At 55.0% G+C, this 16,100-nt stretch carries 16 protein-coding genes; 4 read left to right on the top strand and 12 right to left on the bottom strand.

Features of this window, described 5'->3' with window-relative positions; genetic code table 11:
- Positions 1-671: IMP dehydrogenase (locus M7R55_RS09000; protein WP_298220084.1), on the bottom strand; the 671-nt coding region annotated here is incomplete at its 3' end.
- A 341-nt stretch (positions 672-1,012) separates the two neighbouring features.
- Here M7R55_RS09000 and M7R55_RS08995 point away from each other — a divergent pair.
- Complete coding sequence (locus M7R55_RS08995) at positions 1,013-1,333, top strand: hypothetical protein (protein WP_298220083.1); 321 nt, start codon at positions 1,013-1,015, stop codon at positions 1,331-1,333.
- A gap of 123 nt (positions 1,334-1,456) precedes the next feature.
- On the opposite strand, the gene M7R55_RS08990 is transcribed toward M7R55_RS08995, so the two are convergent.
- From M7R55_RS08990 to asd, 9 genes are all read right to left on the bottom strand, one after another.
- The gene (locus tag M7R55_RS08990; RefSeq protein WP_298220082.1) at positions 1,457-1,930 is read right to left on the bottom strand and encodes a hypothetical protein; all 474 of its coding nucleotides are present in this window, start codon (positions 1,928-1,930) and stop codon (positions 1,457-1,459) included.
- A gap of 84 nt (positions 1,931-2,014) precedes the next feature.
- A complete protein-coding gene (locus tag M7R55_RS08985; RefSeq protein WP_298220081.1) occupies positions 2,015-2,551 on the bottom strand; it encodes a phosphatidylglycerophosphatase A in 537 nt (178 codons plus the stop codon).
- Positions 2,552-2,554: 3 nt separating this feature from the next.
- Positions 2,555-3,526, bottom strand: coding sequence for a thiamine-phosphate kinase (gene thiL / locus M7R55_RS08980; protein WP_298220080.1), 972 nt, complete (start codon positions 3,524-3,526; stop codon positions 2,555-2,557).
- Positions 3,527-3,544: 18 nt separating this feature from the next.
- The gene (locus M7R55_RS08975; RefSeq protein WP_298220079.1) at positions 3,545-4,354 is read right to left on the bottom strand and encodes a TatD family hydrolase; all 810 of its coding nucleotides are present in this window, start codon (positions 4,352-4,354) and stop codon (positions 3,545-3,547) included.
- Between the two features lie 161 nt (positions 4,355-4,515).
- Positions 4,516-5,712, bottom strand: coding sequence for an SAM-dependent methyltransferase (locus M7R55_RS08970; RefSeq protein WP_298220078.1), 1,197 nt, complete (start codon positions 5,710-5,712; stop codon positions 4,516-4,518).
- Between the two features lie 23 nt (positions 5,713-5,735).
- Positions 5,736-6,143: a dihydroneopterin aldolase gene (gene folB / locus M7R55_RS08965; protein WP_298220077.1), complete on the bottom strand. Its 408-nt coding sequence runs from the start codon at positions 6,141-6,143 to the stop codon at positions 5,736-5,738.
- Positions 6,144-6,158: 15 nt separating this feature from the next.
- Positions 6,159-8,240, bottom strand: a complete 2,082-nt coding sequence (locus M7R55_RS08960; protein WP_298220085.1) for an EAL domain-containing protein — start codon at positions 8,238-8,240, stop codon at positions 6,159-6,161.
- Positions 8,233-9,861 (bottom strand): hypothetical protein, encoded by a 1,629-nt coding sequence (locus M7R55_RS08955; protein ID WP_298220076.1) that lies wholly within the window; start codon positions 9,859-9,861, stop codon positions 8,233-8,235. Before M7R55_RS08955 ends, M7R55_RS08960 begins: the two co-directional genes overlap by 8 nt.
- A 132-nt stretch (positions 9,862-9,993) precedes the next feature.
- Positions 9,994-10,908 carry an archaetidylserine decarboxylase gene (gene asd, locus M7R55_RS08950; protein WP_298220074.1) on the bottom strand — a complete coding sequence of 305 codons (915 nt, stop codon included), beginning with the start codon at positions 10,906-10,908 and terminating at the stop codon, positions 9,994-9,996.
- 91 nt (positions 10,909-10,999) lie between these two features.
- Between asd and prmB the strand changes: the two genes are divergently transcribed.
- Positions 11,000-11,980 carry a 50S ribosomal protein L3 N(5)-glutamine methyltransferase gene (gene prmB, locus M7R55_RS08945; protein WP_298220073.1) on the top strand — a complete coding sequence of 327 codons (981 nt, stop codon included), beginning with the start codon at positions 11,000-11,002 and terminating at the stop codon, positions 11,978-11,980.
- A gap of 289 nt (positions 11,981-12,269) precedes the next feature.
- A complete protein-coding gene (locus M7R55_RS08940; RefSeq protein ID WP_298220072.1) occupies positions 12,270-13,547 on the top strand; it encodes an FAD/NAD(P)-binding oxidoreductase in 1,278 nt (425 codons plus the stop codon).
- Between the two features lie 135 nt (positions 13,548-13,682).
- Here the strand turns inward: M7R55_RS08940 and M7R55_RS08935 are convergent, their stop codons facing one another.
- A complete protein-coding gene (locus M7R55_RS08935) occupies positions 13,683-14,966 on the bottom strand; it encodes an MgtC/SapB family protein (protein ID WP_298220071.1) in 1,284 nt (427 codons plus the stop codon).
- A 52-nt stretch (positions 14,967-15,018) separates the two neighbouring features.
- The gene (locus M7R55_RS08930; RefSeq protein WP_298220070.1) at positions 15,019-15,561 is read right to left on the bottom strand and encodes a TIGR00645 family protein; all 543 of its coding nucleotides are present in this window, start codon (positions 15,559-15,561) and stop codon (positions 15,019-15,021) included.
- Positions 15,562-15,812: 251 nt separating this feature from the next.
- Between M7R55_RS08930 and M7R55_RS08925 the strand changes: the two genes are divergently transcribed.
- Positions 15,813-16,100 (top strand): biotin/lipoyl-containing protein (locus M7R55_RS08925; RefSeq protein ID WP_298220069.1); only part of this gene is annotated, 288 nt, incomplete at its 3' end.

Here is a 16,100-nt window from a genome sequence, read left to right as displayed (position 1 = left end):
GTACCGACAGCGGCACCTGCGAGCAGACGCCCCTGGGAGTCCTTGGACGCATTAGGGTAATCGGTCGATTTCTGTATGTCCTTGACGGTAATCATGCCACGCAATTCGAAGCGGTCGTTCACAACCAGCACTTTTTCGATGCGGAACTTGTGCAGCAAGGCCTGAACTTCCTCGCGGCTGGCACCTTCCTTGACCGTCACCAGGCTGTCCTGCTGGGTCATGATCTTGCTGACCGGCTGATCCAGATTACGCTCGAAACGAAGATCGCGGCTGGTGACGATGCCAACCAGATCCCGGCCGTCCACGACCGGTACGCCACTGATGCTGTGATCGCGCGTAATTTTAAGGACGTCACGAATACTCATATCCGGCGGAACCGTAATGGGATCCTTGATGACGCCGGATTCGTACTTTTTCACTTGTCGCACGTGATCGGCCTGCATCGCGATTGGCATGTTCTTGTGAATAATGCCGATGCCGCCTTCCTGCGCCAGCGCAATCGCCAGACGCGCTTCGGTCACGGTATCCATGGCTGCCGACACAAGCGGCACGTTCAGCCAGACATTGCGTGTCAGTTGGGCTTTGAGTGAGACTTCTCGCGGCAAAACAGTGGAATGCGCGGGGACGAGCAGAACATCATCGAAGGTCAGGCCTTCATCGACTATACGCATCATAAAGTTCTCTTACGGTAATGAAAATTTTGCCAATTATAGGGATGGATGGTTAGCGGGTAAACTCAAACCCGCTGAGATAGTAGCCAGAGCAGTAACTCTAAGCTAAAGTCCCATATGGAACCTCTGCACGAATCCATCCGTAGCTTCGTGCAGATGCGCTCAGGCCGGTGGGCTTGCGCCAGCCGCGCGTTCACGTCCGGCCTGAGCTCCGGCATTTCAATGACTCACGTCATTGAGCGGCAGGGCATCCATACCCTGCACGGGAATGTCTGCATTTGTGCAGACATTCCCTTTGCACCGATAAGGGCACCAAAGGCATCCACCAGGAGAAATCTAGAATGAAAAAAGCTCAGAAAATAGCCACCGCAGTGACTGCAGCTGCCCTCTTAGTCGGCATCAGTGCCGCCAATGCTGCCAGCATGGCCGACTACGAAAAAGCCAAGGCAACAGCCATGGCGGAAATCAAGAAAGTTGAAGCCGAAGGCGTTGCCGCCTGGAATTCCCGTGCGAAAGACCCTGTCATGAAGCATGGTGATGAACTGGCGGCAAAGGGCGATTTTGAAGGCGCGATCAAGTACGCCGATTACGTTGCCAGCCTGCAACCCATTGCAGCCAAGGAATGGAAGAGTCAGCCTAACCCAGGTCCGTACCAGCCGTAATCAGACTTAAAATATCTGCATAACTGCGGGTAAAACTGGAAGCCGGGCACCTATTGCCCGGTTTTTTATGCCTGCCCTTCGCTCGCAAGGCGAGGCATCCAGCAATCCTTCACTCATTCTTGATTATCGCTTAAAACCGATCGTGATTCGCTCAGATCGCTTCCCTGTAATGGCAAAAGAACGCGAGATCATCTGCCCATCATGGGTCGCTTCGACCTGATAATGACCTACCGGTAGCTGAACAAACATCTGCGGCCCGTCTGACTTCGCCTCAAGGATTGGCGTGCCCTTTGCGTCACTGATCCGCACAGGGACATCGGCGACGAATTCACCTCCCGGCACAACCGCAAAGGTCAAATGGGTATTGAATTCACGTGCATGGGCCGCCAACCATGCGCGCTCTTCGATACCGATTCCGCCAGAAACAAAATGCACGCCACCCTGAACCTGCGGCGTCAAAGCACCCGATGCGACTTCAGCTGGCGTCAGCGACTTGATTGTGGGTTCTTCCGAGGCAGTCGGCGCCGCAGCCCAAACCATCGGGGCGCAGATCAAAGCACCTGCAATAACCAAGAAATGCAAACGATTCATGTTCATAGTCACGATCCTTTTTCAAGATTGGGAACATTAGGCCACAACGACAAACAAAAAGTTTCGCGCCCGAGAAGTTAAAACGAGATGTTAAACAAAGGCAGCAGGGAAAATTCCGGACAAAATCAACAGAGCCGCCAGAGCAAATACCCCGGCCAACAGGTCATCGACCATGATGCCCAGACCACCGGACACGTGGCGATCAAGCCAGTTGATTGGCCAGGGTTTGAGTACATCGAACACGCGAAAAGCGAGAAAACCCCAAAGCAGGTTGAGCGGTGTGACCGGAATCAGCATGAACGGGATCAACACACCGACAATCTCATCGAACACGATGCCGCCATGATCATGCACACCGAGCTTTTCACTGGCTCTGCCGCAAAGAAACACACCGATGGGTGTGAGCAGAAAGACAACGGCTGCCGTCAGATATCCCGCTGGCACGGCCAGACTGGCAGCAAGCATGCCGATGAGCCATGCCAGGGCGACACCCGGCAATGTCCCGAACGTACCCGGTGCCTTTGGCGCCAAGCCGCTGCCGAACCCGAAGGCAAGCCACAGTACAGGATCGCGCCACACGCGATGGGCAAGATGAGGAATCGGCGGATTTTTCTTATGTGAACTCATGACTTAATCCAAATCTACCGGCGCAAAGTGATCGAACCCATGCACGTGTACTGGCATGTCATGCCGCTCGGCATCCAGTACACGAAGGCGCTTATCTTCGGTGATTCGCCCGATCACCGTGGCGGAAATACCCAGTGTGCTCCATTGTTCGGGCGGAAGTGTAAACAGCAATTCGTAGTCATCTCCCGCCGTCAAAGGCAGATCGCGTTGTGTCGGGTCGGCGGCAAACCACGCGCGGGCGGCGGGTGAAATGGGCAGGCAATCGGTCTCAACAACAGCGCCCACATGACTGGCGCGTAAAATATGCCCCAGATCCTGCAACAAACCATCGGAGATATCGATGGCGGCATGGGCCACCTCGGCAAGCCGCCTTCCCTCATCGACACGTGGCTTGGGGCGATTCAGGCGCATCTGCAAAAAGTCGATTTCCTCAGGATTCAAGGATGAGGGCATGGATTCGGGATGCTGAATTGAACGCAAGCCCAGACCCGCATCGCCGATCGTCCCGGTGACGGCAATCAGGTCACCGGGGCGTGCGCCCGAGCGCGTGAGCATTCGATCCGGTCGGGCGCTGCCCATGATTGTAACCGCCAGTGTACGAACCGGGCTCTTGACCGTATCGCCACCAACCAGGCAAATCCCATAGTGCTCGGCCAAGGCATAGAACCCCTGGGCAAACTGTTTCAGCCATTCCGGTTCGATCGTTGGCAAAGCCAACCCCAGCGTCACACCCAAAGGCCGCGCGCCCATCGCGGCCAGATCGGAAAGATTTACCGCCATGGCCTTATAGCCCACATCGAAGGCGTCCGTCGATTCGGGGAAATGCCGACCGTCTACCAGCAGGTCGGTACTGACCAGCAAACGCTCCCCTTCAGGCACCCGCAATGCGGCGCAGTCGTCACCCACACCCAACACCACCGCTGCATCCGTACACGGGCGGGAAAAGTAGCGCGCGATGAGTTCAAACTCAGTCATAAAGAATAGCCAGATCCATCAGAGCAGATTCAACCAACGCCGGGTATTCGCGTCGGTGTATTCGGCCACGGCCGAAAGCGTTTCACCCCGTACATCTGCCAGCGTTTGGGCGGTGTGCGTGACGTAGATCGGTGTATTGGGCTTGCCGCGATGCGGCACGGGTGCGAGATAAGGCGCATCGGTTTCGATCAGTATCCGGTCTTGGGGGACTTTCTTGGCCGTTTCCCGCAGATCGGCAGCCGATTTGTAGGTGAGAATGCCGGAAAATGAAATATAGAACCCGAGATCCAGTGCCTTTTTCGCCGTATCCCAGTCTTCGACGAAACAGTGCATTACCCCACCGCAATCACGGGCGTTTTCCGACCGCAGCACGTCGATGGTGTCCTTGGCCGCCGCCCGCGTGTGGATGATGACCGGTTTTTTCAGTTCAAGCGCCGCCGCAATGTGCGCTCTGAACCGCTCATGCTGCCAACGTTCGGCCTCGCCGCTGCGAAAGTAGTCGAGACCGGTCTCGCCGATGGCCACGATCTGCTCGCAATAGGGACTCGCGCGCACATGCGACACGATTGCCTCGGCTTCAAGGGCATAGTCGGGGTCTTCGGTAGGGTGGATGCCGAACGAAATCCAGACTTGCGGACGATCCTCGCCTGAGTGCGCATACGGTGCGACCAACTCTGCCATATCCGCCCAGCGGTCAGGATGAATCGCCACGCACAACATGCGGCGCACACCGGCTTCGAACGCGGCGATCATGAATTGATCGAACGAATTGTCAAATGGCGTCAAATCGAGCTTGTCGAGGTGGCAATGGGTATCGAACAGGTTCATAGGAACATTGACTCAATAAACGGAAAAATCTGTGGTTCACCGACGCAATCGCGGGACAACAACGAAACACGTTGCCCGACATGATAGGCCAACAGACAACAGTGGGCACGTGCGCCCCCTTAAATCAACCTGAAATAATCAACCCGAAATAAACCCGACGATCACCGTGATGAAGGCTCGGGCGTTCGTAAACGCAGCACGCGAAACCGCTCACCCATTTCGGTGGGCATGACGAGTTCCTTGAAGCCCTGGGCAATGCGTGCGCTGACCGACCGATCCGTCGCGGCCTGCATCCGCCGGGAAAACATGTCCGGTACATCGGTGCCCAGCAGCCACGCTGCCTGGCTGCGTTCACCATCGACGACAAATCCCGCTTCCCGTGCCAAACGGGCAAGCCGTTCAAAATCGACCCAGGTGGTGATGTCCTGCAAGCCGGGATAGACGAACGGATCATCGTGCGCACGATGGCGGTAATGGCAACGCAGGGTGCCGTCCACGCGATCCGGACGGTAGACTTCGGCAGTAGATCCACCGTAATCGAAAAGATAGAGAATGCTTACCGCTTTCGGGCGATCAAACAGTGTACGAATGGATGCCAACCACCGCGGCAAGTCGAGATTGATTTCCGCCGCCACCGGTTCAGGCGCCAAATCGTCCAGCGGCCACAGCCCGGCACAATCGGCCAGAGCGGCTCGCAACTCGGGTGAGGCCGTATCGACAACCCAGCCGAATCGCTCGCCAACCCAACCGACTTTCAGTTCTTCGATCGTATCGATCTGCCCGGGACACCAGCGGAATCGGCAGGCCGGCATGGCATCGACGACTTCATTGGCGATCACCATGCCCCCGGCCCAGATGTCCGCCAAGTCTTTTGCATCCCTATCTTCCACCCAGGCGAGGCGCGCCCATAGCTCGGGTTTGAGCTCATCCTTGAGGCGCGACTGTTGCCGTTTGCGCAGTTCGGGGCTGATTTCCCAGATCAGATATTGATCGGGCAAACAATCGCGTGTTTCACACGCACGCAGGAAATCCAAGGCCAGTTGGCCGGAACCCGCACCCAGTTCAAAGACCTGCCGCACCGGGTAATCGCGCTGGATCTGTTGCCATTCGTACACGAGGCCTGCCGCGAAAAAAGGCGAGCGCTCGGGCGCTGTGACAAAATCGCCACCGGCGCCGAATTGCACCTGAGCGCTGCCGTAATAGCCCAAATCGGGGTGATACAACACCTCGGCCATATAGTCCGAAAAGGATAACTGCCCATCGACCATCCTGCGCCGCAGGTGATCGATCAATGTCATGCTCTTGATCTGGTCTTCGGACGAAGGAACGGGCAGAGAGAAATCGGGCTCAGACATCATCGCTTTGAATCGAGTCGGTAGATTTATTGAGGCTCAAATGCGACAACCGGGCGGCGACGGAAGATCTCGACACCGACGCCCCGCGTGTACGGCAGGGCCAATGGCTTGCTGACCGATAATTGAATCGCCTGAATTGGAAATGCCGCAAACAGGGCGTCGACACACCGCTGTGCAAGTGTCTCGACCAGATTGAACGCGCCTGCCTGCACCAATGCCATCACGGTTTCACAAACACGCTGATAATCAACAGTGGTCGAAATGTCGTCTCTTTTAGCAACTGCGTGGATGGGTGCCACGCCCAGCCGAATGTCCATTCTCAGTGGTTGCACCTGCTCGCGTTCATGCGGGTAGATGCCAATGATCGCATCGAATTCGAGTTGGTCGATGACAATCCAGTCCCAATCTCCGGCAGACAATGATTCTGAACTCATTCCATCCCCGCCTGATCAGAACTGGGAAAAGTCAAATTCAAGCCCCTTGCGCGGGCTCTGAATAAAATCACCCTGCACCAGATCCACACCCATCGGCCAGATCAACTGCAAAGTGGCCGGATCTTCGATATTGGGCAAGATCACGGAGACATCACGCGCTTTGGCCTCATTTAGCAATTTCGATACCGCTGCCTGATTAGTCGCTTCTTGACTGAAGTTTTCCAGCAATGCACGAGAAACTTTGATCTCTTTGGTATTGAGGTGGTCGAGCAGGCGGAAGGAGTCTGCCCCCTCGCCGAAGCCGTCAATCAGCAGGCCGCAGCCGAGCGGCGCAATGGTCTCACGCAGGTTTTCGAGATGCTTGAGCAGATAACCCGCCGTATCGGCACGAACCTGGATGACCAGAAGCACGTCGGGAAGACGAACACTGGCCAGACGATTTATCAACCACTGCGCGAATTCTTCATCCCGAAGCGATTGCTCACTGATGCGCAAATACAGCTTGATGTTCTCGCCACGTTTCAATCCGGCATTGACTTCCTTGATCGCACTCAGAATGACCCAGCGGTCGATCGACTCCATGAGATCGCCTCGCTCCGCCTTGCCGAGAAATTCCATCGGTTTGAGCGGATTGCCCTGCTCATCAATCATCCGCAGGAACACCTCGAACCGATTGAGATCGCGGTGCCCCTGTAACGAGACAATAGGCTGGAACACCAAAAAGAAGCGATTTTCCTTGAGCGCATCCTTGATTCGACGAGCCCATATTTCTTCTTGCTCCGCGTCACTGGCCGTTTTGAGATCAGGCTTGTAGAACTCGGTCAGATTGACACCCCGTTCCGATGCCTTGTTGGTTGCCCGTTCAGCGCGATCGACCAATTCCATAACGTTCGCAGGAGAGTTGATATCCAGCAACGTGTACCCAATGGAGATATTGACGCTAACCGACGTCCTTCCCTTGGTGAAAATATAGTCCTTGGTATAACCCAAGAGACTGTCCACTACCTGCCCGGCATGAGATAAATCGGTTTTACCCAACAGAACCAGGAACGAGTATGCCCCGTGGCGGGCCACCAGCCCTTTGCCACCAACCAGCGCCTCCACTTCCTTGCCGTATTCGGTCAGCAAACTATCCATGCCGGTGGTTCCAATCATCCTCTTCAGGGCTTCGCTATTGGTGATGTCCAACATCATCAGCACACCCTGTTCGTTTTCGTTCTGCCGAATCAGATCAAGACGCTCATGCAACTGATCGAAGAAGTAATTGCGGTTGTACAGCCCCGTCAGCAAATCGCGCCGAGACAGGAATTCGAGTTGCTCTTCGATTTCGGCCGGGTTCTGCTGTTTTGGGGCGACAAACAATTGCAAACAGGCCTCGCCATCGAAGGTCGCCTTCGATGAGGTGATGGTGACCTTGATTCGATTTCCACCCTCAGTCTCCAATTCAAACTCGTCACTGGCTTCATCTTCCTTGAGAAAAGACTTGAGGCGTGCAGCGCAATCGCCCACGGCCCGATCCAGTAGTGGCTCGTCGATCAAATCTTCAAGCGAGTTAAATCCCATCAGACCAAGATAAGCCTGGTTGGCGTAAATATGCAGACCATCCTGAATGTAGGCCACCGCCTCGTTGGAGCCATCGATCAGTTTCTGGCAACGCGATTCGGCACTGGCCAGCTTTTTCTGAAAAAGTGTCCTTTCCTGCTCGGTTATGGATGCAGCTACCTCTCGAACCAGCACAGGTATCAGTCGCGACTCATGCGTCACAACTGCCGTGGCACCCAACTCATACAACGGTAACACCTGGTCATCGTCGTCTACATCGGCGATCACGAGTTTAGGCAGTCGATCAAAAATCGGGCGGTGGTTTTCTTCCAACATGGTGTCGAGCAAGCTGCCCGAGTGGCTACCGAAGTCGACCAATACGACATCCATTGCATTCTTTTCTGCCTGAGCCCGGGCCTCCTCGAAGGAAGTCGCGTGGAATACATTGGCCGCAAAACCGTGGTTGCGAAGCTGGCTGCGCAATGTCACCGCATCATTGATTTCATTTGAAAGGTAAAGTATTGCAAAAGCCCGCTGTTTGGCTACCTCACGCATCAACACGTTGCGCCTCCATCATCAAAAAACCCTGCCCTGTCTGGCAAACCGAGCCCAGAGCCAATCGCATTTCCGTTTCTTCCTGCATGACCAAAAGTTCCTGTGCTTCGACTGCAAGCGCAGTCGCGAGAATAATCCGTACCGGGACTGCCCGCTGATCCAACTGAACAATAACAGGCCAACGCTTGCTCCAACGCGTGTCTCCCGTCTGGTAAACACGTGCATAACTGGCAAACAAGGTACCAGAAAAACGTTGTACGCCCATATCAATGGTTTTGTGCTCTGCGTCCATATGGCGCACCCAACGCACGATCCCGATGGTCATCGCTGACCCCGCTTTATCCTGTTCGGGCCACTCCGCCAACAATAAGTCGTCAACCGCAGCATGACTATTGGAGGACAACCGCCAGTGGAATCGAAATCCACTGGCTGAAAAATTAACCACGTCCCACGTACTTGGCTCGTTTAGGGACTGGTGATGCTTAATACCGTCATGCCGGGCACCGACACCCGCATACCAGTCTACCTCCTCCCCCAAGTTTGGGGTTTGAATATCCACTTTGAAATCAGCCACGCCACTGATCGGCGCCACTTTCCCACGAATCGGTTGTTCCAAGCCTTCCCAATCTAACCCTGCCAAAGCGATGGTACTTTCATGGTGGCCTTTTTTCTGGCTCAAACGCTCCAGACGATGATGCACGCTCAAAAAACCCAAGGTAATCAGGCTGGTTTGCTGTTTGCGTTGCCCCAGTAGAGTCGACTGACCTTCACGCTCGCCACGACCGACGAAGAAGAACTTCAGATGATCGAGTAGATGGTAAAGCTGTGACCGGCAAACAAGGGATAAACCTGCCGTCGTTTCAGGGTGATACAAACCTCCCAAGTCAAGGAAAACACCCGATTCAGTCAGGCCACCTCGGGTCGTCAATGCCAGATGAGGCATGATCTTTCCAGTCAGATCGATGAACCGACTGGTCGGCGTCGGTTTATCGCGTACCAATTCAATCGCGCCGCCGACCTGAACCAGGCAGGAATAACTATCTTCCATTTCTTCCCGGGTCAGCCCATAGGGGTTGACGACGGCGAGGGTCAAAATGGCCACGTAATGCTGATAAATCGACTGCCACCCCACAGGCTGCACTTCCTGCAATTCGCTACGCGCCAGTTCGACCACCTGGTGCAAATCAACATATAGTGATTTAGGTACATCCACGTAAGAAAGATAGCAATCCATGACGGTGCGGATCGCCCAATCGACACGATCCTGATGCGTACGAACAAGATATTCGCGACCGGAATCATGATCGACACGCTCACTAAGCGAGTTCAATTTAAGGTTCAGCATCAGTTGCGCACAGCGGTACACGCGAAGCAATGCGTCAATACGCAAACGCCCCTTGTCGCTCAAGGGCAAAGGAGACTGGCGCAAATCGGCTCGAATCCGGCCTGCTAGACGCGTCAAAAAGGGTAGGAAGTCCACCACAATGGCGCTGATCTCTGTTTCGCTCAGGTCCTGCCAGCAGATATCCGCGAACGCATCGCCTAACCGTCGGACGGCATCGAGGGATTCTCGCAGCAAAAGCTGATCAAGTAGACCATGCAAGTCCATTGGCTGCGTCATGGCGATCCTATCCTTTTCCCTGTGTGGATATAATGGAACCAGTTGAAAATAAAAACATTTTAGCCGCGCGAACAAAAAACTCTGGAGATGACCGCTCCGTATACAACCCGTTCCAGGGCAAAGTATTCAAGATCACTGTGCTTTTGGACGTGCCAAAATTTCTCCGAGTTGAATAGCAGACAGCGGATGCCACTGCGAATCCAGCGTCAACCCCTCCGGCAAAAGCAGGACAACGGTCGAGCCCATATTGAAGCGCCCCATCTCCTGCCCACGCGACAATCGGATGTTCATCCCGGTATCGCCACTGTAGAGCCAGCGGGTGACTTCAACTCCGGCCGGTGGCGTCACAATGCCCGCCCAGATGGTTTCGATCGCCGCCACATTGATCGCCCCGACCAGCACCAGCGCCATTGGACCGTGGGCGGTATCGAACAGACAAACCAACCGCTCATTGCGCGCGAAAATTTCCGGCACCTGCTGAACAGTGACGGGCGAGACACTGAATAACCGTCCCGGCACGTGAATCATTTCCCGCAACTCGCCATCGCAAGGCATGTGAATGCGATGGTAATCGCGGGGCGAAAGATAGATCGTCGCGAACTGCCCCTGCTCAAATCGGTGTGCCATCGCCGCATCTCCACCCAGCAAACTCTGCACGGTGTAATCCCGACCCTTAGCCTGCAAAAGATTGCCGGACTGGATCGCACCTAACTGGCTCACGCGGCCGTCGCAGGGGCTTACCCATACATTGGCGTCATCCGGCATGGGGCGGATGTCCGGCTTCAGTGCCCGGGTGAAGAACTGGTTGAATGTAGCGTAGGCCGCGGGATCGGACTCAACGGCCTCGCTCAGATCCACACCGAAACGACGCACGAACCAACGAATGACACCCGTAGTGAACGGCGTACGCCAGCGTGTTGCGCGAAAGACCAGGCGCGAGATCAGGTGATGCGGCAGCAGATATTGCACCAGCGTCCACAGACTTTGGGCAAAGGTAGGCGAAACCGGTTTGTTTTCATCAGGTGTGGCGTTAGGGTCTGTCATCATCGATCACATTGTTAGGGAATGAGGGACATGATACCGCCTGTTCTGCCACAATGGACCAACCTATATTTGACTGGCCGACAAAGCGCAAAATATGACTGCATCCACACATTCGGAACCTGCCGGGCGTCACGCCCAAACCGATCCACTCTACCCCCTGATTGAGGACACGCGACAACTGGTCACCATTCTCGATCTGATTCGCTGGGCCAGCAGCCGGATGGATGAACAACAGGTGTTCCTCGGGCATGGTACCCAGCATTACTGGGATGAAGCCGCCTGGCTCGTGCTCGACAGCCTGCATCTCCCGCTTGATCTGGATGCGGCCCATTGGTCGGCCAAGCTCACCCCCGGAGAAATAACCTTTGTCACGGGCCTGATCCGCCGACGCTGCCTCGAACACATCCCGACCGCCTATCTGCTCAATCGCGCCTGGTTCATGGGGCAACCTTATTATGTGGACGAACGGGTACTGATTCCCCGATCGCCATTTGCCGAATTGATCGCGCAGCATTTTGAACCCTGGTATGGCACAGACACGCCACCTACATCGATTCTGGATATCGGTACCGGTTCAGGTTGTCTGGCCATCGCGCTGGCTCAGCACTTTCCCGAAGCCGAGATCGGTGCCAGCGACATTTCCATGGACGCGCTCAGTGTCGCCGCCAGAAACGTGCGGGACTACCAATTCGAAGACCGTATCGAGCTGTATCAATCGGATCTTCTGGATAACCTGAAGGATGAAACCGGCGCCCCGCTGCGCTTTGATCTGATTATCAGCAACCCGCCCTATGTCGATCCGGCGGAAGCCGAAGACATGCCACAGGAATATCACCACGAACCGGCCATGGCACTGTATGCGCCGAATCAAGGCCTGGCCCTCATCGAGCGCATGCTCGATACAGCGCGCGAACACCTCTCGCCAGAGGGTTATCTTTTTGTCGAAGTTGGCAATGGCCGGCGGCTGATTGACCAAATCTGGCCACAGCACCGGCTTTCATGGATCGAGATGCACAATCAGGAAGCGGCCCTGTTCATGATCGCCCATTCCGATCTGGCAAATTGGCGCGGTTAATTTTTTTTTAATAAACGACAAAAAATAAAAAACTCTAATAAAACAATATATTAAGAATACACACTCTCATTGTATTGAAAAATTGACCCTAATTTTCTTGCCAACACCTGGCAATCGCGCAAGAATCGACTATCGTTTGGTTGGCTATGCGCATAAGACAAATACACAAAAAATATGCTGGACACCTGATGGAGACCCCATTGCCCGACCAATAGCCACCGCGATACCGGAGAAATTATCTGTTTGGTCTTGGCAATACACCCAAGACACCACCACAGGAGTTAGCACCATGGCACACATTGTTATTCTTGGCGCAGGGATTGGCGGCATGCCCGCCGCATATGAAGTGCGTCAAGAGCTGGGGAAAGAGCACAAAGTCACCGTCGTGACAGCCGATACCTACTTCCAATTCATTCCGTCCAACCCCTGGGTTGCCGTCGGCTGGCGCAACCGCGATGACATCACCTTCCCACTTGCACCCTACCTCGAGCGCAAGGGCATCGACCTGATTTCCCAACGCGTCGATAAAATCGTCCCAACAGAAAATCGGCTCGAACTCGCCAACGGTGAAACCGTTACCTACGACTACCTCATCATCACTACCGGCGCGAAACTGATGTTCTCCGAAGTGGAAGGCACCGGCCCGCACGGTGGGTTTACCCAATCCGTCTGCACCGTAGACCACGCCGAACACGCCTACGAAGATTACAAGAAGCTTGTCGAGAACCCCGGCCCCGTCATCGTAGGTGCAGCGGGCGGTGCCAGCTGCTATGGTCCGGCCTACGAGTATGTGTTCATACTCGATACCGCGCTGCGTAAAAAGAAAATCCGCCAGAAAGTGCCTATCACATTCGTCACGCCGGAACCGTATATCGGGCACCTGGGTCTGGGCGGCGTCGGCGACTCCAACGGGATGTTGGAATCGGAACTGCGTGCGCACGACGTCAAATGGATCACCAATGCCAAAACCACGAAAGTGGAAGACGGCATGATGTACGTGGACGAATACGACCGCAATGGCGAAGTCATCCAGAAGCACGAGCTGCCATTCAAGCACTCAATGATGCTGCCAGCCTTCAAAGGCGTGGATTGCGTGGCCAATGTTGAAGAAATGTGTAACCCGCGCGGCTTCGTCAAAATCGACGAATATCAGCGTAACACGGTATACAAGAACATTTTCTCAGCCGGTGTTGCCGTCGCCATCCCTCCGGTAGAAAAAACCCCGGTACCTGTTGGCGCGCCGAAAACGGGCTACATGATCGAGTCCATGGTCACCGCGATCGTACATAACATCAAAGCCGAACTGACCGGTCAGGGCGAGCCCGATGCCAAGGGCACCTGGCAGGCCATCTGTCTGGCCGACTTCGGTGACCGCGGTGCGGCCTTCATCGCCCTGCCGCAAATCCCGCCGCGCAACGTTAACTGGTTTGCTGCCGGTAAGTGGGTGCATCTGGCGAAAATCGCCTTCGAAAAATACTTCATTCGCAAGATGAAGAAAGGCACGTCCGAACCGCTGTACGAAAAGTACATGATGCGCGCCATCGGGATTAACCGCCTCGAAAAATAAGCGACATCCCGCTTAAGTTAAAAACCTGCCGATTGGCAGGTTTTTTATTGGAAGCAACTTCAGGTCAGCGTGGATTTTTGTCACCATCGACACTCAAGGGAAAATTCGCCCACCGATACCAAAGTGCCCAACCAATCAATGCAAAAAAAAAGCAAGCACCCCGCCCACGGCAACAGTGGGCAATAACACACTGGCGACGCTCAGTCCCAATGCCTTGCCGCCAATCACATAGGCCAGCGCGGTCTTGACCATCGTGTTTACCAGAATCGCCAAGACAATTGCCTCAGTAGCCACCGAGGGCGCCACTTGAGCATCCGCAGCCATTTTGGCCAAAGACAGTGACAAGGCATCTACATCAGCCAAACCGGAAATGGCAGCCAGTGCATAAATCCCTGCATCCCCTGCCATGTACTGAATTGCACGGGCAAACAACATGATCGACACCAGCAGCAATCCAAAACGCAGAGCAGCCGTCAGTTCAAGCGGGTTTTTCAGCACAGGCTCCACATCCATGCCTTTGTTTTGCGGGCGGATACCATACCGCCACCACAACAAGGCACCACCAAACCCCACCAACAACATCCCGCCCAGCACGGGAATCAAATCGGAGGCCAACGCCGGGTTGACGATGCCAACCTCGATGACCACCCGTGGTAACAAGGTCACAGACGCAATCACGATCCCGATGGCAAGAACCGCCGTCACACCGGTACCACTGCGGGCCAGACGGGAGAACACCAGGGTCAATGCCGTCGAAGAAACGAGCCCACCGAACACGCTGGTCAGGAGCAAACCCCGCTGCGAACCCAGAATGCGCATGGCGAAGTAACCGACAAACGACAACCCGGCCAGCAACAGAATCATCCAGCCGATAACAAAGGGATTCAGCGCACCCCACGGCCCGAAATCGCCATTAGGCAGCACCGGCAGAATGACCAGCGCAATCAACAGGAGCTTGAAGATCGCAAACAGCTCGGCTTCGGAAAGCTTGAGCAGACCGCGGTGCAAAATCGCTTTCATACCCAAGAGAATGGTGATGACCACGGCAGACACCACGGCGGTGTAGGTATAACCGGCTACGGCCGTAGCACCCAGAATAAAGGTGAGCAAACTCGCGACTTCAGTCGTGATCCCGACCCCGTTATCTTGCCGGTTGGCGGCCCAATAGCTGGTCACCAGAATGGCCGACAAGCCCAGCACCACGGCCACGAGAACCCAAACGCCGAAATGAGCCGACAAGATACCCGTCAGCCCACCAGTCAAGCCGATCAAGCCGAACGTACGCACACCGGCAACCCGTCGCCCATCCTCGGCACTACGTTCATGCCAACCACGCTCAAGCCCAATCAGCAAGCCAATCCCCAAGGCTACGCCCAGGCTTTGCAGAAGCACCAATGGGTCGTTGACTGGTACATTCATCAGGCAATCTCCTAGATTGGCGGATGAATGGCTGAAAACTCAGCTGACAGAATCAGTGCCCCCCGCTCTGCAATTTTTCCATGATGGCGAAAACCAGACCGGAGAAAAGGAACGTCACATGGATTCCCACCAACCAGGCAAGGTGGCGATCGGCCAATGTATCCACGTTCATGAACGCCTTGAGCAGCTCGATCCCCGAAATCGCCACCATCGAACCGATCAGCTTGATCTTGAGGTCGCTGAAACCGATCGAACCCATCCAGTCCGGCCGATCAGCATGCGCATGAAGATCTTCCATCTTGGACACGAAATTCTCATAACCGGAAAACATGATAATGATCAACAGGTTCATCAACAGGGACACATCCACCAGCGTCAGCACACCGACAATGACCTGTCCTTCGTCCATTGAAGTCGCATGGGAGACCAAATGCCAGGTCTCCTTGCCGAACTTCACCAGCAGGACACCCATCGCCACGACCAGGCCGAGATAAATCGGTGCCATCAACCACCGGCTGGCAAACAGGAAATGTTCGAACCCGCTCTCGACGTGTTTCACCGCACTTCGCGGTTTAGCCACCGAATCACTAGACATGACAACTCCCTCAACAACAATTGATTACCAATGGCAGGATCATATCATTACCGCTATCGGGGCGGTCCTAAGGAACCTCTGATTAAATCAGAGGTTCCGTGCGGCACAAGGACGTGCCGCCATTTTCAATCACGTAGGTGGTTGAAAATGAAGCAAGGCAAAAGTCACACCTTTTGCTTTGCGTTCTCTGAGAATTCCAGGATGGAATTATTCAGAGCTTCTCTAAACAGATTCTCACAAGGGACACCGACATGGCATCACTTGAAACCATCAAACTGCCCGACATCGGCGTGTCCGGCAAAGTCGAAATCATCGAAGTGCTGATTGAAGCCGGGCAAACCGTCGAGGCCGAAACCTCGATGCTCACGCTGGAATCCGACAAGGCCACCATGGAGATCCCGGCGCCAAAATCCGGCAAGATTGTCGAACTGCTGGTCAAGGTTGGCGATCAGGTCGGCACGGGCGACCCCATCGCCACCATGGAATCCGCCACTGAATCCGCGGGCGAATCAGCCCATGCAGCCGCAGAACCGGCACCC

This window comes from Halothiobacillus sp., assembly GCF_027346185.1.
In the GTDB taxonomy this organism is placed as follows: domain Bacteria; phylum Pseudomonadota; class Gammaproteobacteria; order Halothiobacillales; family Halothiobacillaceae; genus Halothiobacillus.
Note: the sequence above shows the minus strand (reverse complement) of the source record. Positions and strands in the feature narration are given on the sequence as shown.

Coding starts and splice junctions, on each gene's coding strand:
- M7R55_RS08995 (WP_298220083.1), top strand. CDS start 1,013: ATGAAAAAAGCTCAGAAAATAGCCACCGCAGTGACTGCAGCTGCCCTC.
- M7R55_RS08990 (WP_298220082.1), bottom strand. CDS start 1,930: ATGAACATGAATCGTTTGCATTTCTTGGTTATTGCAGGTGCTTTGATC.
- M7R55_RS08985 (WP_298220081.1), bottom strand. CDS start 2,551: ATGAGTTCACATAAGAAAAATCCGCCGATTCCTCATCTTGCCCATCGC.
- thiL (WP_298220080.1), bottom strand. CDS start 3,526: ATGACTGAGTTTGAACTCATCGCGCGCTACTTTTCCCGCCCGTGTACG.
- M7R55_RS08975 (WP_298220079.1), bottom strand. CDS start 4,354: ATGAACCTGTTCGATACCCATTGCCACCTCGACAAGCTCGATTTGACG.
- M7R55_RS08970 (WP_298220078.1), bottom strand. CDS start 5,712: ATGATGTCTGAGCCCGATTTCTCTCTGCCCGTTCCTTCGTCCGAAGAC.
- folB (WP_298220077.1), bottom strand. CDS start 6,143: ATGAGTTCAGAATCATTGTCTGCCGGAGATTGGGACTGGATTGTCATC.
- M7R55_RS08960 (WP_298220085.1), bottom strand. CDS start 8,240: ATGCGTGAGGTAGCCAAACAGCGGGCTTTTGCAATACTTTACCTTTCA.
- M7R55_RS08955 (WP_298220076.1), bottom strand. CDS start 9,861: ATGACGCAGCCAATGGACTTGCATGGTCTACTTGATCAGCTTTTGCTG.
- asd (WP_298220074.1), bottom strand. CDS start 10,908: ATGATGACAGACCCTAACGCCACACCTGATGAAAACAAACCGGTTTCG.
- prmB (WP_298220073.1), top strand. CDS start 11,000: ATGACTGCATCCACACATTCGGAACCTGCCGGGCGTCACGCCCAAACC.
- M7R55_RS08940 (WP_298220072.1), top strand. CDS start 12,270: ATGGCACACATTGTTATTCTTGGCGCAGGGATTGGCGGCATGCCCGCC.
- M7R55_RS08935 (WP_298220071.1), bottom strand. CDS start 14,966: ATGAATGTACCAGTCAACGACCCATTGGTGCTTCTGCAAAGCCTGGGC.
- M7R55_RS08930 (WP_298220070.1), bottom strand. CDS start 15,561: ATGTCTAGTGATTCGGTGGCTAAACCGCGAAGTGCGGTGAAACACGTC.